Source organism: Corallococcus sp. AB045 (assembly GCF_003668895.1).
GTDB lineage: Bacteria > Myxococcota > Myxococcia > Myxococcales > Myxococcaceae > Corallococcus > Corallococcus coralloides.
On the sequence record NZ_RAWN01000006.1, the window covers coordinates 84375 to 102525 of the forward strand.

Annotated in this window: 14 protein-coding genes; 4 read left to right on the forward strand and 10 right to left on the reverse strand. The window is 71.0% G+C overall.

Annotated elements, in window-relative coordinates; translation table 11 throughout:
- Nucleotides 1-6: 6 nt before the first annotated feature.
- Nucleotides 7-567 carry a hypothetical protein gene (locus D7Y21_RS02725; RefSeq protein WP_121711060.1) on the reverse strand — a complete coding sequence of 187 codons (561 nt, stop codon included), beginning with the start codon at nt 565-567 and terminating at the stop codon, nt 7-9.
- A 143-nt stretch (nt 568-710) separates the two neighbouring features.
- Here D7Y21_RS02725 and D7Y21_RS02730 point away from each other — a divergent pair, with 143 nt between their 5' ends.
- On the forward strand, nt 711-2267 hold the full coding sequence (locus D7Y21_RS02730; protein ID WP_121711045.1) for a leucyl aminopeptidase: 1557 nt from the start codon (nt 711-713) through the stop codon (nt 2265-2267).
- A gap of 12 nt (nt 2268-2279) precedes the next feature.
- Here D7Y21_RS02730 and D7Y21_RS02735 read toward each other — a convergent pair whose 3' ends face one another.
- The 5 genes from D7Y21_RS02735 to D7Y21_RS02755 all read right to left on the reverse strand — a co-directional run bounded on the left by D7Y21_RS02735 (nt 2280) and on the right by D7Y21_RS02755 (nt 8057).
- Entirely contained in the window at nt 2280-3623 is a 1344-nt protein-coding gene (locus tag D7Y21_RS02735) for a DUF2254 domain-containing protein (RefSeq protein ID WP_120565094.1), read from the reverse strand.
- A gap of 31 nt (nt 3624-3654) precedes the next feature.
- Complete coding sequence (locus D7Y21_RS02740) at nt 3655-5136, reverse strand: aspartate ammonia-lyase (protein WP_199724507.1); 1482 nt, start codon at nt 5134-5136, stop codon at nt 3655-3657.
- A gap of 88 nt (nt 5137-5224) precedes the next feature.
- On the reverse strand, nt 5225-7099 hold the full coding sequence (locus tag D7Y21_RS02745) for a bifunctional UDP-sugar hydrolase/5'-nucleotidase (RefSeq protein ID WP_370038011.1): 1875 nt from the start codon (nt 7097-7099) through the stop codon (nt 5225-5227).
- Between the two features lie 71 nt (nt 7100-7170).
- Nucleotides 7171-7629, reverse strand: a complete 459-nt coding sequence (locus tag D7Y21_RS02750; RefSeq protein WP_120565095.1) for a MarR family winged helix-turn-helix transcriptional regulator — start codon at nt 7627-7629, stop codon at nt 7171-7173.
- Nucleotides 7626-8057, reverse strand: coding sequence for a hypothetical protein (locus tag D7Y21_RS02755; RefSeq protein WP_120565096.1), 432 nt, complete (start codon nt 8055-8057; stop codon nt 7626-7628). The genes D7Y21_RS02750 and D7Y21_RS02755 overlap by 4 nt, the downstream gene beginning before the upstream one ends.
- Nucleotides 8058-8270: 213 nt before the next feature.
- On the opposite strand from D7Y21_RS02755, the gene D7Y21_RS02760 reads away from it, so the two are divergent.
- Together D7Y21_RS02760 and D7Y21_RS02765 are read left to right on the forward strand one after the other, a co-directional pair.
- Nucleotides 8271-9695 (forward strand): RtcB family protein, encoded by a 1425-nt coding sequence (locus D7Y21_RS02760; protein ID WP_120565097.1) that lies wholly within the window; start codon nt 8271-8273, stop codon nt 9693-9695.
- Between the two features lie 101 nt (nt 9696-9796).
- Complete coding sequence (locus D7Y21_RS02765; protein WP_121711047.1) at nt 9797-10303, forward strand: DUF1993 family protein; 507 nt, start codon at nt 9797-9799, stop codon at nt 10301-10303.
- Here the strand turns inward: D7Y21_RS02765 and D7Y21_RS02770 are convergent.
- Both D7Y21_RS02770 and D7Y21_RS02775 read right to left on the reverse strand, forming a co-directional pair.
- A complete protein-coding gene (locus D7Y21_RS02770) occupies nt 10251-12212 on the reverse strand; it encodes a 2,3-oxidosqualene cyclase (protein ID WP_121711049.1) in 1962 nt (653 codons plus the stop codon). The two genes, D7Y21_RS02765 and D7Y21_RS02770, sit on opposite strands and share 53 nt — an antisense overlap.
- Entirely contained in the window at nt 12212-13258 is a 1047-nt protein-coding gene (locus tag D7Y21_RS02775) for a squalene/phytoene synthase family protein (RefSeq protein WP_120565270.1), read from the reverse strand. Before D7Y21_RS02775 ends, D7Y21_RS02770 begins: the two co-directional genes overlap by 1 nt.
- Nucleotides 13259-13344: 86 nt before the next feature.
- Between D7Y21_RS02775 and D7Y21_RS02780 the strand changes: the two genes are divergently transcribed.
- Nucleotides 13345-14754, forward strand: coding sequence for an FAD-dependent monooxygenase (locus D7Y21_RS02780; RefSeq protein ID WP_120565100.1), 1410 nt, complete (start codon nt 13345-13347; stop codon nt 14752-14754).
- Here the strand turns inward: D7Y21_RS02780 and D7Y21_RS02785 are convergent.
- On the reverse strand, nt 14694-15884 hold the full coding sequence (locus D7Y21_RS02785; protein WP_121711051.1) for a glycosyltransferase family 2 protein: 1191 nt from the start codon (nt 15882-15884) through the stop codon (nt 14694-14696). The two genes, D7Y21_RS02780 and D7Y21_RS02785, sit on opposite strands and share 61 nt — an antisense overlap.
- Nucleotides 15881-18151, reverse strand: a 2271-nt coding sequence (locus D7Y21_RS02790; protein WP_147469164.1) for an MMPL family transporter, incomplete at its 5' end; no start/stop codon positions are given. The genes D7Y21_RS02790 and D7Y21_RS02785, both read right to left, overlap by 4 nt.

Here is an 18151-nt window from a genome sequence, read left to right on the forward strand (position 1 = left end):
CGACGCTCAGCGCCGCGAGTCGCGCTGGGTCTGGGTCCGGCGGCCCCGGGTCGAGGCATGGACCTGACGCTTGAGGGCGGAAAAGCGCTCCCGCTTCAGGGCCCCTCCCTGCTTCTTGCGGGACGCCTGCTTCGAGGCGGGGGCCTTCGCGGTGCGGCCGGCGGCGCGCGTCCGGCGCGCGGGCTTGCGTCCTCCCGTGGCCGCGCGCGTCGTCCTCCGGGGGGCCGGACGGCTCGCGGCGCGGGTGCGGACCTGCGCCTTGCGCTCGAGCAGGGCGAGCCGCTTCTCGAAGCGCTCCAGGGTGACGGCGAAGTACTCGGCCTTGCGGAGGGTGTTGCGGTTGCCCTCGGCGCGGCGGGAGCGGGAGGGCACCTCCTTGCGGAGCGCCTCCCTGCGCTGCCGCTGCGCTGCGTCCTGGTACTTCTCCATCAGGCGGCGCGCTCGCAGGATGCGTCCGCGCAGCTCTCGTGGCGAGAGTTCGGCCAGGTTGCGTGGGGCGCTGGACAGGACGAGCTGGGCTTCGCGCTCGGTGAGCAGTGACATCCGCTTCGACGGCAGTGTGCGCATGGGCTTCCCCTTCATGGGATTGCGTGGCGGAACATCCACACCTTCCATCCGCCGGCAAACCGCTCCCGGAGGCAGGGGCGAGTGACCTTCTGGATGTTGCACCCTCCCGCCGCCGTGCCCAGTTCCTCCATCAGGAGGCTTCCATGTTGACCTCGTTTCATTCACGCGCGCAGGCCGAGTTCCACCCCGCTCCCTCCATCGAATCCCCGGAGGAGACGAAGCTCGCCGTAGCGGCCACCGTGCCCACCGACGCCGGTTGTGTCGGCACGTTCCTGGGAGCGGACGAAGAGGTGAAGGCCCCCGGACTCGACCGCGCGTTCCTGAAGGCGGCGGGCTTCGAGGGCAAGGCCGGTCAGACGCTGCTCATTCCCCGCAAGGAGGGCCCACCCCTGGTCGCCGTCGGCCTGGGGGCGCGAGCACAGCTGGATGCAGGCAAGCTCCGGGATGCCGCCGCCGCGTTCGCGCGGGCCGTGGGCCAGCAGAAGCGTGTGGCGCTCCAGGTCCCGGACACCGGGAGCGTGCCGGTGGACCTCGCCGCGCAGGCCCTGACCGAAGGCGTCCTGCTCGCCCGCTACCGCTACCGGCCCTACAAGCGGCAGTCGGAGCAGGAACCGCCGCTGGAAACCCTGACGCTCGTCTCGGGTTCGAAAAACACCGAGGAGGTGGAGCAGGGAGTGATGCGCGGAGGCATCCACTCCCGCGCCACGGCGTTCGCGCGCGACCTCGCCAATTCCCCCGCCACCCTGCTGACCGCCGCTCGCATGGCGGAGGTGGCCGAGTCCCTGGCCAAACGCTGCAGCCTGGAGGTCGAGGTCTTCGACGGCGAGGCATTGGCCAATCTCGGCTGCGGAGGCCTGCTGGGCGTCAACGCCGGCAGCACGGAGCCGCCGCGGATGATCAAGCTGACGTACACGCCCAAAGGCAGCCGGGGAGAAGCCGTCCAGCCCGTGGGCCGGATCTCGCTGGTCGGCAAGGGCATCATGTTCGACTCGGGCGGCCTGGGCCTGAAGCCGAACGACCTGGTCCACGCCACCATGAAGGGCGACATGTCCGGCGCGGGCGCCATCCTCGCGGCGATGACGACGCTGAAGTCCCTGGGCTGCAGGACGGCGGTGACGGCGTACCTGATGTGCACCGACAACATGCCCTCCGGCACCGCCATGAAGCTGGGGGACGTGCTGACGGTCCGCGGCGGCAAGACGGTGGAGGTCATCAACACCGACGCGGAGGGCCGCCTGGTGATGTCGGACGCGCTCGTCCTGGCCACCGAACAGTCGCCCCGCCCCGACGCCATCGTGGACCTCGCCACGCTCACCGGGGCGTGTCAGCGCGCGCTGGGCGTGCTCAGCGCGGGGGTCATGGGCAACGACCAGCCCCTGGTGGAGCAGGTGAAGGAGTCGGGGGAGCGCACCGGCGACACCGTGTGGCAGCTCCCGCTGGACCGGCGCCTGCGGCAGGAATTGGAGTCGGAGGTGGCGGACATGAAGAACGTGGGCGGAGACAACGCCGGAGCCATCACCGCGGGCCTCTTCCTTGAGGAGTTCGTGGACGGGCTGCCCTGGGCGCACATCGACATGGCGGGGACCGCGCGGGCCGAGCGTGACCACGCGTGGCGCAGCAAGGGCGCCACGGGCTACGGCACCCGCCTGCTCATCGACTTCCTCGTGGGCTTCAAGCCCACCCGCGAAACCCGCCACTGAAAGCCCGCGCTTTCAGTCCGGGAGCCAGTCCGCGCGTCCCCGTTCGACGCGCGTCCGGCGCTCGCCCTGGAAGGAGGCCTGGACGCGCTCCGCCTGGGCGAGCAGGCGGTGGAAGCGATCCTTCTCCGTGGAGCCCTGGACGTCCGCGAGCACGCGAGCGAAGAGCGCGTGCGCCGCGGCGCGGTCCTGTGCGTCGCGCGCGAGCAGGCCCACGGTGAGGGCGATCTGGAGCACCTCCTCCAGCACCTCCGGGTCGCCCCCCGCGTAATGGAGCGGGCCATCCACGGCGAGGAAGAGGTAGTCGCGCAGCCGCATGGCCACCAGTGACACGCGCGCCCGGCCATCCGGGTCGACGACGTTCCAGTCCCCCAGGGGCAGGCCCGCCAGCCGGCGCATCACGGAACGGATTTGATGGAGCGCCTGCCGGGCCGTGTACGGGTCGTTCGCGGACGAGGACAGGGCCCGGTTCGCGACGTCGACGAGGATGCGCAGCCCCAGGGCGGGGTCGCAGTCTGGCTCGCGCGCCGACTGGATGCTCAGCGTGGCGGCGAGGTCGTTGAGCACGTGGGCGTCCACGGGCCCCCCTCCGTCCGCCACCACCCAGCCGATGACGTCCTCCTGGTCGATGTACTCGCCCACGGTGATGCAGATGCGGACCCGCACGCCCCACTTCCGGGCGTGCCGAGTGAGGTCCTGGAGGTCGACGTCCGCGAGGTAGCCCGACGATGCAGCCAGGAGCGAGGTGGCATCCGCCGGCAGCCGCAGGACCGCCGCGGGGTCCAGTGGGAGCCGCTTCAGGCGGGCCTGGATGCGGCGCTCCGTCGCGGAGACAATCAGGTCCTGCACGAGCCCGAGCACGCGCTCCACCCGCAGGAAGCGGAAGGTGCGGGCCAGGAAGACGATGAGCACGCAGAGCGCCACCAGCACCAGGATGATGGCTCCCGACAGGACGGGCCGGGGCCTGACGCCGGCGTCCTCGATGACACCCAGCTCCCGGATGGCCGTGAGGATGTAGCTGATGGAGAGGGCGAAGAAGGGAATGGCGCGGCGGAGCGGCGCGCTCTTCAAGTAGATGGGGACCAGCCGTGACGAATACTGGTTCGCCGCGGACTGGATGACCGGCGCGTTCAGGGACAGGACGATGGTGAGGATGGTGATCTGCAACCCGAGCAGCGCCCCCAGGGCGCCCCGGGTGTCGTCGACGTCCCCGGGCCAGGCATGCCCGAACAGCGCTGGCGCGGTGTCCGTCTGCACGCGGGCGAGCGCGATGCCGAGCGCGCCCCCGACGACGACCAGACCGCCCAGGACCAGCCAGGGGGGATCGCGGAGGAACCTGCGCAGGCGGCGGATGGACATTCGGACCTCGCGCTGAAGGGGCCGCCTGGTGCTAGCCCTCTTCCTCCCGGGCCTCCACCGCCTGGCCCCGGGTCAACCGCTCCGGCGAGAGCAGCTCGGCCAGCTGTTCGCGCGTCAAGAGCCCGGCGGACACCACCAGGTCCGCGATGCTGGCGTTCGTGGCCAGGGCCTCCCTCGCCAGCCGCGCCGCTGGCGCGTAGCCGATGTGCGGCATGAGGGCGGTGATGACGCCCACGAAGGACTCGACCTGGCGCGCGAGCCGCTCCTTGTTGGCGGTGATGCCCCGCACGCAGTTCACGCGCAGCGTCGCCATGGCGGCGGTCATGTACTTGAGGTTTTCGAACAGCACGTGGGCCATGACCGGCCCGAAGGCGTTGAGCTGGAGCTGCCCCGCCTCGGCGGCCATGGTCAGCGTCACGTCTCCCCCGGCGACCACGAACGCCACTTCGTTCACGACCTCCGGGATGACCGGGTTCACCTTGCCCGGCATGATGCTGGAGCCCGCCTGCATGGGCGGCAGGTTGATTTCGTTGAAGCCCGCCTGCGGGCCAGAGCCGAGCAGCCGCAGGTCGTTGCAGATCTTCGACAGCTTCATCGCGGTGCGCTTGAGGGTGCCGGACACCTCCATGAAGACGCCCACGTCGGTGGTCGCTTCAATCAGGTCCGGCGCGGTGACGATGGGGCGCCCGGTGATGTCCGCCAGGTGCGCTCGCGCGGCCTCCGCGAAGCGCGGGTCCGCGGCGATGCCCGTTCCAATCGCCGTCGCCCCCAGGTTGATCTCCCCCAGGCGGCGGGTGACGTCCTTCAGGCTCGCGTGTTCCTCCGCCAGCGTGACGGCGAAGCCTTCGAACTCCTGCTGGAGCGTCATGGGCACGGCGTCCTGGAGCTGCGTCCGGCCAATCTTCACGATGCCCGCGAACTCCTGCCCCTTGTCGCGGAACGCCTGCTCCAAGAGGTGCAGCTGGGCCAGCAGGCGCTCGACGGACAGCATCAACCCGACCTTGAGCGCCGTCGGGTAGGTGTCGTTCGTGCTCTGGCTCCGGTTCACGTGGTCATTCGGGTCCAGGTGCGCGTAGTGGCCCTTGGGGTGGCCGGCCAGCTCCAGGCCCCGGTTGGCGATGACCTCGTTGAAGTTCATGTTGGTGGAGGTGCCGGCCCCGCCCTGCATGACGTCCACGACGAACTGGTCGTGCAGCCTGCCGGCCTTGATGTCCTCGCAGGCCCGGTCGATGAGCGAGGCCCGCGTTGCATCCAGTCCCCCCAGCTCCGCGTTCGCCCGCGCCGCGGCCTGCTTCACGCAGGCGTAGCCGAAGAGCAGGTCGGGATAGACGGAGATGGGGCGCCCGCTGATGGCGAAGTTGTCCAGCGCGCGGCTGACGTTGATGCCCCAGTAGGCGTCCGCCGGGAGCTGGCGGGAGCCCAGGCCGTCGGTCTCCGTCCGGGGCGACGCGCCGTCCGTCGTCAGCGTGTGGATGCTCTTCTGGAACGTCTCTTCCGCGCGTGGGTCGGCCATCGCGGGCAACGTAGGAACGCGGGAGGCCCGGTGGGACGTGCCCTCAAGGGAAGAGGGCTGTCCACCGGGCGTCCCTGTGTCTCCTACGTCACTGCACGACGGGCGCGCACTTCGCCGGGCCGAGCGTGGCCTGGAAGTAATGCGCGTAGAGGTCCGGCGCGAGCGTGAAGTTGCAGGTGTTCACCGCGTCCGGCGACAGGTTCTGGTGCTCCTGCATGTAGCGCGCGACGTAGTCACGCACCCCGTCCGCGGAGGACCACAGCATGCGGCCTTCCTTGAACATGCTGTACCCGCCTCCGCCACCGCCGCGGTAGTTGTTGACGGCGATGCGGAAGAGCTGCTCGTCCTTCACGTCCTCGCCCTTGAAGCGCAGGTGCGTGAGCCGCGAGCCCGCGGGCTTCGTCAGGTCGTAGCCGTATTCGATGTGCGAGTAGAGGTCCCAGTTGTAGTCCGCGACGACGGGCGTGGTGGCCTTCGCGTCCGCGGGCTTCTCAGGCAGGTTCGCCGCGTCCAACTGCTTGAAGTACAGCGTGTTCATCTCCAGCGCGCGCCGGAGGATGGAGCCGGTGATCTCCATCACGTACAGCGTGTTGTCGTAGATGTAGACGCTGTAGGCGTCACGCAGGGTGACGTCCCCCTGCGGCAGCGCGACGTCATTGGAGAACAGGGCGGTCGCGGACAGGTCCACGGGGAAGCCGGCCTCCTTCGCGGCCTCCTCCTGCACGATGTTGAGCAGGTCCGACAGGGCGCTGTCCACGTAGCGGCCGGGGAAGCCGCCCGTGAAGGCCGCGGTGGTGCTGCCAATCTTCTGGTTCACGTAGGCCACCGTGGTGTCGTGGGCGGCCTGGGTGAGCTGCTTGACGTTGGCATCCTCCGCCACCGTCTCGTCCACCGCGTGGAGCTGCGAGTCGTGCGCGTCCACGCCCCAGCGCTCACCGCTCCAGGTGACGTTGAGCTGCACGTGGGCCAGGTGGCTGCCCCAGCGGTTGGGCTGCGTGAGGAGGACCTCACGGCCATCCTGCTGCTTCAACAGCATCTTCGGGATGGGCTGGTGGGTGTGGCCGGTGAGGAGCACGTCCACGTCCGCCACCTGCTGGGCAATCTGCACGGCCGGGTTCTCACCGGGGAGGTTGCCGCGGTCGGTCCACTTCGTGGCGTCCTCGTAGTCCGCGAGCCACGAGTCGGGGCTGGTCGCGCTGCCCGTCGGCTGCTTGTCCGGGCCGCCGTGGATGGCCACCACCACCACGTCCGCGCCGGCCTGCTTCATCTTCGGCACGTACGTCTTCGCGATCTCCAGCGGGTCATCGAAGCGCAAGCCGGTGATGTTGTCCTTGCGCTCCCACGTCGCCACGCCCGGCGTCACCAGTCCGAGGATGCCGACCTTCACGTCGCACACCGTGGTCATCACGTACGGGGTGAAGGCCTCGGAGCCGTCCGCGGCCTTGCGCACGTTGGCGCCCAGGAGGGGGAAGTTCGCCTCGCCCTTGAACTTGTTGAGGACGTCCTGGCCGTAGTTGAACTCGTGGTTGCCCATGGCCATGGCGGCGTAGCCCAGCTCGTTCATGGCGGCGGCCATGGGATGCTTGGACGCGTTGTCCACCTGGGCGTAGTAGGTGCCGAGCGGCGAGCCCTGGATGGTGTCACCGGTGTCCACGAGCAGCGTGCAGTCCGGGTTCTTCGCGCGCTCCTGCTTGATGAGCGTGGCCACCTTGGCCAGGCCGCGCTTCGCGTCCGGCTTCCCGGAGAAGTAGTCCCACGGGAAGATGTTGGTGTGCAGGTCGCTGGTCTGCAGCAGCGTCAGCGTGCGCGGCGACCTGTCCACCGGAGCCGGGTCGACGGGGGGATCATCATTGGAATCACAGGCGGTCATCAGCGAGCTGGCGCCCACGAGACAGAAGGTGCCAGTGCGCAGCGCGCGCATCAGGAAGGAGGAGCGGTTCAAGGGGCCTCGACCTTGTGCCATGCCGGGAGGAAATCTTCCGGAGGGGCGCGCACCCTACAGGACCCCTCTGACGTTCTGGGAATGGATGGCGCTCAATCCCCGGATGGCGGCTCCAGGTTGTCCACCACTCGGCGCAGGAGCGTCATGAACGTGGCGCGCTCGCGGTCGCTGAAGCCCGCGGTCGCCTGCTCCGCGACGTCCTCCAGCTGCTCCTTCGCCTGGGGCAGGCGCTCCCGGGCCTTGGCCGAGAGCGATATCCGGGTCGCGCGCTTGTCGTCCGGGTGCGGCTGACGCGCGATGAGCCCGTCGCGCTCCATCCGCGTGAGGAGCGCGGCCATGGTGGGTTGCTCGACGTGGGCGTACTCCGCGAGCTGCTTCTGCAGGAGCGGCCCGTGCTCCTCCAGCGCGATGACCACCGGCAGGTAGGCCATCCCGAACTCGAGCGGCCGCAACCGCTGCTCGAAGTGGCGCATCAGCAACCGGGACGCATGGTTGATCCAGAAGGTCGGTACGGCTTCGGGGTCCCAGCGGGGGGCGGTCTTCGCGCTCATTGGAGGTTGCCCGAGGAGTCCTCCAACTCCTCCTCGGCGGTCGGGTAGGCGGAGACGGCCAGCGCGATTCCCTGGTCCGCGAACCACCGGACGTCGTCGGGTGGGAAGTGGATGGAGCTGGTGAAGTGCCGCGCGGTGCCGACGAACAGCCCGAAGTCCACGACGCAGGGGACGGCCTGCTGGCGCAGCTCCGCGAGCAGGGGGGCCAGCACCTCCAGTTGCCTGCGGGCGGCGGCGACGGGGCCGTGCAGCGTGCCCTCGCCGTCCTCCACCAGGGTGAGGTTGAAGCCAGAGGTGGAATGCCTTCCCTGGCGCTGCAGCTGCTCCCCCTGGAGCCAGACGGCATCCGGGTGGCAGTCCGGGAAGCGGTCCAGCACGGACGCCACATCGAACTCCGGGGCCTGGGCCCGTAGGACCGCCACCGTCATGACACCGCTCCGTTCCCCTGCTTCGACACGTCCATGGGCCCATCCTCGACTGGAGCGGATCTTTTCGCGAGTCCGTCAGGTGCGGTGTGTTGGATCGTCCAGGGGGTCGCGGACGCTCCGGCGTCCCGACCGCGGCTGCTGACCCGAGGTCTCGAACCCATCGCTCACGTCCCCCGGGCCGCGAATCCGCCCGGGTCAGATTCCGAGAAGGTCATGCAGCCGAAACTGAACCGGCTCCTGCGGGCACTTGCCCGCGAGGGGCTCGATGTTGCTTACGACGGTCGTGTCTACACGGTCCGCCTCCAGGCGGATCCCCATGCTCCCCCCGCCGAAGTCCTCCTTCCGCCGGACCTGCCGGTGGAGGGCAAGGCGCTCCAGCAGCTCGCGGCGCTCGCCGCGCTTCATCACCCCGACGGCGGCCGCGTGAAGCAGGTGCGCGCGACGCCGGACTTCCATCCGGGCGACTCCGGGGTGGCCATCGGGTCGGTGGTCCACACGGAGGGCCTGGTGGTCCCCGGCGCCGTGGGCACGGACATCAACTGCGGCATGCGCCTGCACGTCGCGGACATCCCCGTGGACGCCTTCCTCGCCCGCCGCGACGCCTTCGTCGAGCGGATGAAGGGGCACTATTTCTTCGGCACGCGGGACGTCGCCCAGGGCTCGCGCGCCCTGGAGGCGCTGCTGCGGGACGGCCTGCCCGGCTGGCTCCTGGAGACGGAAGGCCAGCCCCTGGGCATGGCGGCCCGGATGGACCTGGGCCAGCTGGGCCGGGAGTCCGGCCGCGTCCATCTGGGCGGGGCGCTGGAGGGGGACCCGGCCTGGGCGCCCACCGGGCTGCGGCGGGAGGGCGTGGTGCGCGACCCCGGCCTGGCCACCATTGGCGGAGGCAACCACTTCGTGGAGGTGCAACGGGTGGAGGCCGTGGTGGACCGCGCGCGGGCGTGGGCCTGGGGCGTGCGGGAGGGGCAGCTCGCGTTCATGGTGCACTCCGGTTCGCGGGACATGGGCAAGCACGTGGGGCGCACCTGGCAGGAGCGGGCGCGCGCCGCGTGGCCCACGGGAGCCCCGCACCCGGCGAGCGGCATCTTCCCGCTCGCGGACCCGGCGAAGGTGCGCGAGTACCTGAAGGCGGAGGCAACGGCGGCCAACTACGCCTTCCTCAACCGGCTGCTGCTCGCGGAGCTGGTGCGGCAGACGCTGCGGGAGCTGTTCGGGGACGTGGAGGCGCCGCTCGTCTACGACGTGCCCCACAACATCACCCTGCCCTGGGAGGGCGGCTGGCTGGCGCGCAAGGGGGCCTGCCCGGCGGAAGAGGACCAGCCGGTCATCATCCCCGGCTCCATGGGCGCCACGTCCTACCTGATGCGGGGCCTGGGCAACACGAAGGCCCTGGCGTCCGCCTCGCATGGGGCAGGGCGGGCGCACTCGCGCTTCTCCATGTCACGGGGCGGCGCGAAGCACCGGGAGGAGGACCTGGGGCTGACGGGGGTGGACTGCATCGCGCTCAGGGCCGAGCGCCGCATCGAGGAGGCCCCCGCCGCCTACAAGCCCATTGGCCCGGTGGTGGCCTCCCAGGTGGACGCCGACATCGTCCGGGAGGTGGCCCGGCTGCGGCCCTTGATGACGTTCAAGGCGTGAGCGGAAGGCCCGGGGGTGACGCAGGGCGTCTGGATTCGTGGTTCCAGATGCCCTGGCGATTGGCTCGCGCGCCAATGGCTGTCCCGTTAGCTTGCGCGCCCATGTACTTCGAGACCTTTTCGCAGATGAAGAAGCAGCTGGGGCAGTTGGGCAAGTGGTTGGAGACGGCCGCGGCCCATGCCAAGGCGAAGTCCTTCGACCCGAACCTCTACCTGAACTTCCGGTTGGCGCCGGACCAGCTCCCGTTCGTGCGGCAGGTGCAGATCAGCTGTGACGCCGTGAAGCTGGCGGCCTCGCGCTTGTCAGGCAAGGCCGCGCCGTCCAACCCGGACACGGAGCAGACGCTGGAGGAACTCAGCGCCCGCGTCCAGTCCACCATCGCGTACCTGGACACGTTCACGGCGAAGGACTTCGAGGGCGCCGCCGGACGCGTCGTCACCCACCCCCGGTGGGAGGGGCAGGTGATGAACGGCGCGGACTACTTCCTGGAGAACGCGGTCCCCAACTTCTTCTTCCACATCACCCACGCGTACGCGCTCCTGCGTCACAACGGCGTCAACCTGGGCAAGGCGGACTACCTGGGGTCGCAGAGCCTCCGCGCGCCTTGAAGCCTCCGGCCTGTCGCTCCGCGAGCGACAGCGCCCACAGCGGGAAGATGCGCAGGTAGGCGTCGTAGTGGATGGCGCAGGTGCGGCTGAACACTCCGGCCAGTGGCTCTCGTGGCCACTGGCCCTCCGCCTCCTGCGTCGCGCGCAGCCACGCCACGCCCCGGCGCGTGGCCTCCGCGTTCGCGTCGCCCGCGGCCACCAGCGACAGCACGGCCCAGGACGTCATCACCGCGTGGCCCGAGCGCCCCGCCACCCAGCGGCGCTCGCGGCAGGCCTGGATGGTTTCGCTCCATGAGCCGTCCTCGCGTTGGTGGGCCTTCAGGAACGTGACGGCCTTGCGCAGTGCGGGGTCTCCGGTCCCCGCGCCCGAGGCCACCAGGCCGGTGACACCGAACCACGTGCCATAGCTGAAGCACACGCCCCAGGAACCCTCCCAGCCGCCGTCCGGATGCTGCTGGCGGCGCAGGAAGTCCGCGCCCCGCGTGATGGCGTGGCCCACCGGGGCGTCCGTGAAGGCCTCGCGCCACGCGGCCAGCGCCTGGATGCAGGCCGACGTGCACTCCACGTAGCTGGGGTCCACCATGATGCCGGCGAAGACATCCGAGGGATTGAACCGCTCCAGCCAGCGCGGCCCCCGCTGCCGCTCATAGGTGGCCCAGCCGCCATCCCGGTTCTGCAAGGACAGGATGAACGCCACGGCCTGCTCCAGGCGCTCGCGCGGCACGCGATTGAGCCCGAGCGGCTCCAACAACAGACACGCCTTCAGCGCCTCCGCCGTGCAATCGCTGATGGGCCAGCCGTGCGCGCGCGTGCTGAAGGGCCACCCTCCCCGGCTGGGATGCCGGTGGTGTCTGGCGGCGTCCGGCGAATCCTCCAGCACCTGCTGCGCCTCCAGGAAGCGGCCCGCGCGCGCCAGCGTGTCCCGCGCCCAGGCGGACTCTCCGGAGGCCACCAGCGCCTGCACCGCGAAGGCGGTGTCCCAGAGCTGGGAGGAATTGTAGCCGTTGACCGTGATGCCTTTCCGCGTCTGCTGGAGATAGTCCGGCAGGCGCTCCAGGTGGGCCCGCACCTCCGGACCGTCCGGCCGCGCCACGTGCCACACCACCATGTCGAGCACCTTGTTGATGGGCCCGATGCAGACGAAGTGCGTCGCTTCGTCCTCGCCGCGAATCAACGCCAGGGACTCCGCCAGCGCGCGTTTCCGCAGCCGCTTCGAATGGAACCGCTCATACAGGCCCAGCACGCGGTGCACGGCGCGCAATCCCAGACCGTGGGGGCTGTAGGCGTCCGTGCGGGCCACGCGTCCACGCGCCGCCTTCCAGTCCACGTCCGCGTAGGGTTGGGGATACAGCTCGCGCCGCAGCTCGGCCAACAGCGGTGTCTCCGTGGCGCGGACCCGGCGGCCGTAGAGCCAGCCCATGGGCAGGTACACCATGCGGCAGTGGCACCAGAGCCGGGAGGGATGGAACGGCAGGCCTCGCGGCAACAGCCAGAGCTCGGGAGGCACGGGCGCGAGGCCCTCGTATTCGTAGAGCCCCAGCAGGGCGAGGATGAACTTCCCCCAGGACGCACTGCCCAACGGGCCTCCCCGGGGAAGGAACCACGCCCTCGCGCGGACGAGCCCCGGGTCGTCCGCGCTGATGCCCAGCAGCCGCTGCGCGACGTAGTTGAGCACCGACGTGAAGACGAGGCTGGGCGACTCCACGTCCAGCCCCCAGCCCCCATCCGGGTTCTGGTGGGCCCGCATGTGGGCGACCATCCCGTCGCGGACGGACGCCTCCGGCGTGCGCCCCATCACATACAGCCCGGCCACGTACACCGGGCCCAGGAACAGCGGGCCGCTGTAGTCCCCCTTCCAGGAGCCGTCCGCCGCCTGCGTCCCGGCCAGTTGGTCTCGGGCCCGCCGCATCAGCTCCAGGCCTCCGCGCCGTCCCGGGGCGCCCGCGAACCGCTGGCGTAGAGCGCCCGCAGCGCTTCATCCGAGCCCACCCGCTCCTGCGTGAGCCGCATCAGCGTCGCCACCGTCTCCCGGGGAATCTTCACGGGCTCGGGTTCGAACACGGCGGGGTTGCCCTCCACCGCGTCGAGCGTCGCGGCCGCGAAGAAGAGCGGGTAGAGACAGAACAGCCGCAGGCCGGGCTCCTCCACGGGAAGCGCCAGCGAGTATTCGAGCGCGACGTCCAACTCCCGGCGCGCCACCGCCACCAGCTCATCCATCAGCGCCACGGCGTTCGCACGGAGCGAAGGCAGGGCCAGCGTGGCGGGCGTGAGGCCATGCGCGGCCATGCGGTCCCTGGGCAGCCAGCAGCTTCCGCGGTCCAGGTCTTCGCGCACGTCCTTGAGGATGTTGGTGAGCTGCAGGGCCCGGCCAAAGGCAGGCGCCCGAGTCATGAGCCGCGCCTCGCGCCAGGCGACCCGGGGAGCGCTGGCGACAAAGAGACCGGTCAGCATCTCGCCGACAACGCCCGCCACGTAATAACAATACATGAACGTCGCCTGAAGGTCGGGCAGCCCCATGACCTGCCCGCTCCCTCCATGCATCCGCTGTATCTGATTCATGCCGCCGGTCATCGTGCGCACACATCGCGCGATGGGCGGGTGGACCCAGGAGGGAAGCGAGGCCAGGGTTTCGAGCACGGCCGGTGTCTCCGACACCAGCTCGGCCTCCGCGGGTGGCACCTCGTCCCGCAGGGCCAGCCGCGCCCTTCGCGCGAAGGAGCGGGCACGGGCCTCCCAGCCCGGCTCCAGCGACACCAGGGCTCCCAGTTCGTCGAGCAATGCACCGTGAGGTGCCCCGGGGGCCTCGTCCTCCAGCGTGTCCGCGATGCGGCACAGCAGGTAGGCCACCGTCACCGCCAGGTCCAGGGGCTCGGGCAACAGCGGGATGTTGAGCGCGAAGGTCCGGGAGACCTGGGGCAAGAGTGTGCGACAGAATGATGCAACCTGCACTTTCATGCCTGCCTCCTCCGCGTGCGGCACGGCGCTTCAATGGATAATTCGTCAATGCCAGACATGGCGTCTGCGAACCGAGCGGGGGCGACGTGGGGGACACCGAGGTGGTGATAGCCGGGGGCGGGCCCGCGGGCTGCGCGGTGGCGGCGGCGCTCTCCGAGCTGGGGTGGTCCGTCCTGCTGCTGGACGCGGGCGTGGACCGGCACAAGCAGCTCGCGGGCGAACTGCTCCACCCGCCCGGGGTGCGGGACCTGCGCGCGCTGGGCTTCGGGGACGTCGTGGATGGCTGGGCGGCCCATCCCGTGAGGGGCTTCGCGGTGCGCTTCCATGCCCCCGCCCGCACGCTCGTCCTGCCCTACGGTCGCGGTGTGACAGGACTGTCGCTCGAACACGCCGCCCTCACCCTCCCCCTGCAGGAGTCGGTGTCGCGGCGGCGCGGAGTCACGGTGCGCGTCCGGGCCCGCGTGACGGCCGTGGAGCACAACTGCGAGCGCGGCGTGCGCCTGCGCTATTCGCACGCGGGCACCGAGCACACCGTGCACGCCCGGCTGCTGGTGGCCGCGGACGGACGCGCGTCGCCCGTGCGGCGGATGCTGGGCATCGCCGAGCACCACCAGCGCCTGTCCACCATGCTGGGCGTGACCGTGGACAGCGCCTGCCTCACCCACCCTGAATACGGCCACCAGTTCGTGGGCGGCGCCGTGCACGCGCTGGCGTACACCATCCAGCCCGGCGTGGCGCGAGTGATGGTGGACCTGCCCCTGGGCAGCACGGCCCAGACGCTGAAGGAGCAACCGGAGTTGCTGCTCGCCCTGCCCTCGCGGCTGAGGGAGGCCGTCATGCAGGCGCTGGAGCAGCGGCCCGCGGTGCGCATGGCCTCCAACGACGACTGGCTGGCGGAGACCGTCTGGATGGGGAGCGCCGTGCTCGTGGGCGACGCCGCCGCGTGCTGCCACCCGCTCACGGCCAGCGGCATGGCGTCGTGCTTCCACGATGCCCGCGCCCTCCAGGAGTCGCTGCACCGCTACCCGGACCACGTCGCCCGCGCGTTGGAGCACTACGCGCACGCACGGCGGCCCGCGCAGCGCACCCGCGTCGCGCTCGCCTCCGCGCTCTACAGCGCCTTCGCTGGACAGGATGAAGGCATGCACGCGCTGCGCATGGGCCTGCTGCACTACTGGGAGCACAGCCCCGGTGGCGCGCGCGCCTCCATGGCCCTGCTGTCTTCGGAGGAGCCCCGCATGCGGGTGATGGCCCGCGAGTACCTGCGCGTCGTCGCCCATGCCTTCGCCGCGATGCTCTCGCCGGACGGACCCGGGGGCAGCCTGCGGTCCGCCGCGCCGCTGTTGCGCTCCGCCGGGCCGCCCTTGCGAGGCACCATGGCGAGCGCGGTGGAACAGGTGGGGAGCTGGCTGCATCGTCGCGTCCGCCGTCCCGTCTACACGCTGGCCCGGGCGGGCTGGGCCTCACCCAGGCGCGCCTTCGCATCCAAGCGATAGCCCCGGCCGCGCCAGTCCACCTCGCGAGACAGCCGCGCGGACAGCGCCACGCCGGCCCCCAGCAGCGGAAGGACTGCCGGCACCCAGTAGTGCCGGGGCGCGACCTCCGGCCCGTGACAGGCCCGCTGGAGCCGCAGCTGGCTCCACACGGAGAAGCCGATGGGCGCCACCGACAGGAGCGCCGCGCCCCAGGCCCTCCGCGCCACCGCCGTCGCCAGCGCGCCCCATGACAGCCAGCTCACCGCGCCACGAACCCAGTGGGGCCGCGCGAAGGCGCCGGGGATGCCCGCCTCCGAGAAGAGGATCCACCGCCGGAAGATGCGCAGGAAGGCGCCCAACTCCAGCTGTCCCGTGACGACGCGCAGGGGCGCGTGGACGACGCGGTTCTTCCACCCGGACTCGTGCAGCCGGCGCCCCAGGTACATGTCATCCACGAACTGCCCGGCGGCGCAGCCCACGCCCCCGATGGCCTCCAGCGCCTGGCGCCGGAACACCATCAACTGCCCCATGATGAAGGGCAGCGCGCCATCCGGCGCCGCGGTGCACGCGACCGACGCGCCGTACCACGCGTTCACCAGCAGCCCGTAGCCCACGTCGCCCGCCAGGGGCACGTCCGCCGCCGCGTAGATGGGCGCGAACGTGGCGCCCGTCCCGCCGTCCTCCAGCAGCGCGCCCACCAGCGCCGTGAGCACTCCGGGCGAGGGCCGCGTGTCCGAATCGCTGAAGGCCAGCAACTGGCACCGGGAGCGGGCCACGCCCACCTGCATCGCGTTGAGCTTGCCCGTCATCCCCACCGGTGGCTCGCCCGCGACAATCAACTCCACCCGCTTCGCGCGCGTCGGGCGGGCGGCCACCTCCTCGCGGGTGGGGAGGAACGCCGGGTCGTCCTCGCTGTCGAAGACGAAGAGCACCTCCCACTCGCCGGGATAGTCCAGGTCCAGCAGCGCGCGCACGTTCTCGCGCGCGTCCACGTCCAGGCCCCGGATGGGCCGGATGACCGTCACCGAGGGCGGCTCGAAGTACTTCACGGGCGGAGCCGCGCGCCGCCGCAGACCGGCCATCAGCTCCCGGTGCCCGTGCACGAGCACGCCCAGCGCCGCCGCCGTCCATGCGAGGTTCCGTGCGTTCATGGCCGCACCTCCGTCCCTTGCGCTCGTGGATGTGAGCGCCTCCAGTGGCCGGGCCCCCACCAGTTCAGGTCCCCCATCAGGCGCATCATCGCGGGGACGATGAGCACCCGGACCAGCGTCGCATCCAGCGCGACCGCGATGGCCATTCCCAATCCCATCGCCTTCACCACGACCACCGACGCCAGCGTGAAGGCCGCGAACACGGCCACCATGATGGCCGCCGCGCTGGTGATGAGGCCGCCGGTCCGCTCCAGTCCTTCAGCCACCGCGTGGGTGTTGTCGCCCGTGCGCAGATACTCCTCGCGGATGCGGCTGAGCAGCAGCACCTCGTAGTCCATGGACAGGCCGAACAGCGCGCAGAACAAGAGGATGGGCAGCGACGGTTCGATGGGCCCGGGTTCGAAGCGCAGCAGCCGGTGCAGGTGCCCCTCCTGGAAGATCCACACCAGGGCACCGAACGAACCGGCCAGCGACAGCAGGTTCATCAGGAGCGCCTTCAAGGGCAGCACCACGGAGCGCAGGAGCACGAAGAGGACGATGCACGTCATCCCCATCACGAAGCCCACCGCCGCGGGCGTGTGCTCCTTCACGAAGGCCGCCGCGTCCACGTCCGTCGCCGTCTGCCCTCCCACCAGCCACCGGCCGTCGCCCACCGTGCGGTCCTCGCGCAGCGCGCGGACCAGGTTGCGCGCCTCCAGGCTGCTGGGCGCCGAGGACGTCAGCACCTGCATCACCGCGACGTTGCCGGTGACGTACGCGGCCCGCGCGGCCTGGAGCTCCGGTGGAAGGAATTGGGGTGGAGCCGCGGCCATCCGCTGGACCGTCGCCCGGTCCATGCCGGGGCCCAGGTCCACCGCGATCTCCACGCCGACCACGCCGGACATCGACGCCACCCGGCGGCTGGCGTCGTAGAGGGCGCCCGCGCGCTCCGGCGTGAGGGGACTGCCGCTTGGAAACTCCACCGCCACCAGGACGCGGGTGGCGGCCTCGCGAGGGAACAGGCGGGCCAGGGTCTCCGCGCCCTGGCGTGCCTCGGTGCCCTCGGGCAGCGTGGTGATGTCCGTGGCCGCCAGTTGCAGCCGCCGGAACGGCAGCCCCATGGCCAGGAGCAGCGTCAGCGTGGGCAACAGCACCCACCAGGGATGCCGCATCACCCAGGTGGCCAGCGCATGCCAGGCGCCGCCGCGGCCCTCCTTCCGGGCGAAGGGCAACCGTCCCCGGTCCACCCGGGGCCCCAGCCAGGCGAGCAGCGCGGGCAGCACCGTGAGCGCGAAGAGGACCGCGAAGGCCACCACCAACGCGCCGCCCAGTCCCATGGCGCTCAGGTACGAGCCCCGGAAGAAGAGCAGGCCTCCCAGCCCCACCGTGACGGCCAGCCCCGAGAACGCCACCGCCCGCCCGGCGGTGTCCAGCGTGCGCATCAGCGCGTGCTCCGTGCTGAGGCCCAGCGCGAGCTCTGAGCGGAAGCGGCTCACGATGAAGAGCGAGTAGTCGATGGCCACGCCCAGGCCGATGAGCGACACGACGTTGAGCGTGTACTGGGCCATGTTCGTGGCGTGCGACAGCAGCATCACGCCCGCCACACCGCAGAGCACCGCCAGCCCGCCCACCACCAGCGGTAGCATCGCCGCCACCACCGTCCGGAACACCCACAGCAGGACCACCAGCGCCAGCGGGAATGACAGCAACTCCGCGCGCAGCAGGTCGTGCTCCAGCAATTCATTGAGCGCGGCCAGGAAGGCCACCTTGCCGGTGAGCGTCGTCCGGAGGTCCGGGTTCTCCAGCGCCGCGCGCACGGCGGGGAACGCGGCGGTGGCCTCGCGCTCGCCGCCCTTGAGCCGCACCAGCGCCAGCAGGTCGTGGCCCGTCCTCGCCACGAAGCGGGCGCGGAAGGCCTCGGGTGCACCGATGGGCGACACCACCGATGCGACCTCTGGCAGCCGCTCCACGCGCGACAGCACGGACGTCACCGCCTGGGCGAAGCGCGGCTCGTCCGTGGTCCATTCGTCGTGATGGAAGATGACCGCCAGGGTCTGGTCGTTCGACCCCGCGGCGGCACCGCGCGCGAGCGCTTCGGCCCTCGCGGATTCGATGCCTTCGATGGTGCCGGTGGTGAGGTGCCCACCCCGGAGCAGCGCCCACACCGCCGCGGCGAGGAGCAGCAGCGCGCCCACCAGCACCCGGCCCCGGTGCCGGAACACGCCCACCGCCAGCCGGGCGAACAGGGACGGCTCGCCCCCCACCGGTGAGTCGTCCCCCTGCCCCGC

What these genes read in the sequence shown, in the direction of transcription:
- D7Y21_RS02725 (WP_121711060.1), bottom strand. Translation starts at nt 567, where the DNA reads ATGCGCACACTGCCGTCGAAGCGGATGTCACTGCTCACCGAGCGCGAA.
- D7Y21_RS02730 (WP_121711045.1), top strand. Translation starts at nt 711, where the DNA reads ATGTTGACCTCGTTTCATTCACGCGCGCAGGCCGAGTTCCACCCCGCT.
- D7Y21_RS02735 (WP_120565094.1), bottom strand. Translation starts at nt 3,623, where the DNA reads ATGTCCATCCGCCGCCTGCGCAGGTTCCTCCGCGATCCCCCCTGGCTG.
- D7Y21_RS02740 (WP_199724507.1), bottom strand. Translation starts at nt 5,136, where the DNA reads ATGGCCGACCCACGCGCGGAAGAGACGTTCCAGAAGAGCATCCACACG.
- D7Y21_RS02745 (WP_370038011.1), bottom strand. Translation starts at nt 7,099, where the DNA reads ATGGCACAAGGTCGAGGCCCCTTGAACCGCTCCTCCTTCCTGATGCGC.
- D7Y21_RS02750 (WP_120565095.1), bottom strand. Translation starts at nt 7,629, where the DNA reads ATGAGCGCGAAGACCGCCCCCCGCTGGGACCCCGAAGCCGTACCGACC.
- D7Y21_RS02755 (WP_120565096.1), bottom strand. Translation starts at nt 8,057, where the DNA reads ATGACGGTGGCGGTCCTACGGGCCCAGGCCCCGGAGTTCGATGTGGCG.
- D7Y21_RS02760 (WP_120565097.1), top strand. Translation starts at nt 8,271, where the DNA reads ATGCAGCCGAAACTGAACCGGCTCCTGCGGGCACTTGCCCGCGAGGGG.
- D7Y21_RS02765 (WP_121711047.1), top strand. Translation starts at nt 9,797, where the DNA reads ATGTACTTCGAGACCTTTTCGCAGATGAAGAAGCAGCTGGGGCAGTTG.
- D7Y21_RS02770 (WP_121711049.1), bottom strand. Translation starts at nt 12,212, where the DNA reads ATGCGGCGGGCCCGAGACCAACTGGCCGGGACGCAGGCGGCGGACGGC.
- D7Y21_RS02775 (WP_120565270.1), bottom strand. Translation starts at nt 13,258, where the DNA reads ATGAAAGTGCAGGTTGCATCATTCTGTCGCACACTCTTGCCCCAGGTC.
- D7Y21_RS02785 (WP_121711051.1), bottom strand. Translation starts at nt 15,884, where the DNA reads ATGAACGCACGGAACCTCGCATGGACGGCGGCGGCGCTGGGCGTGCTC.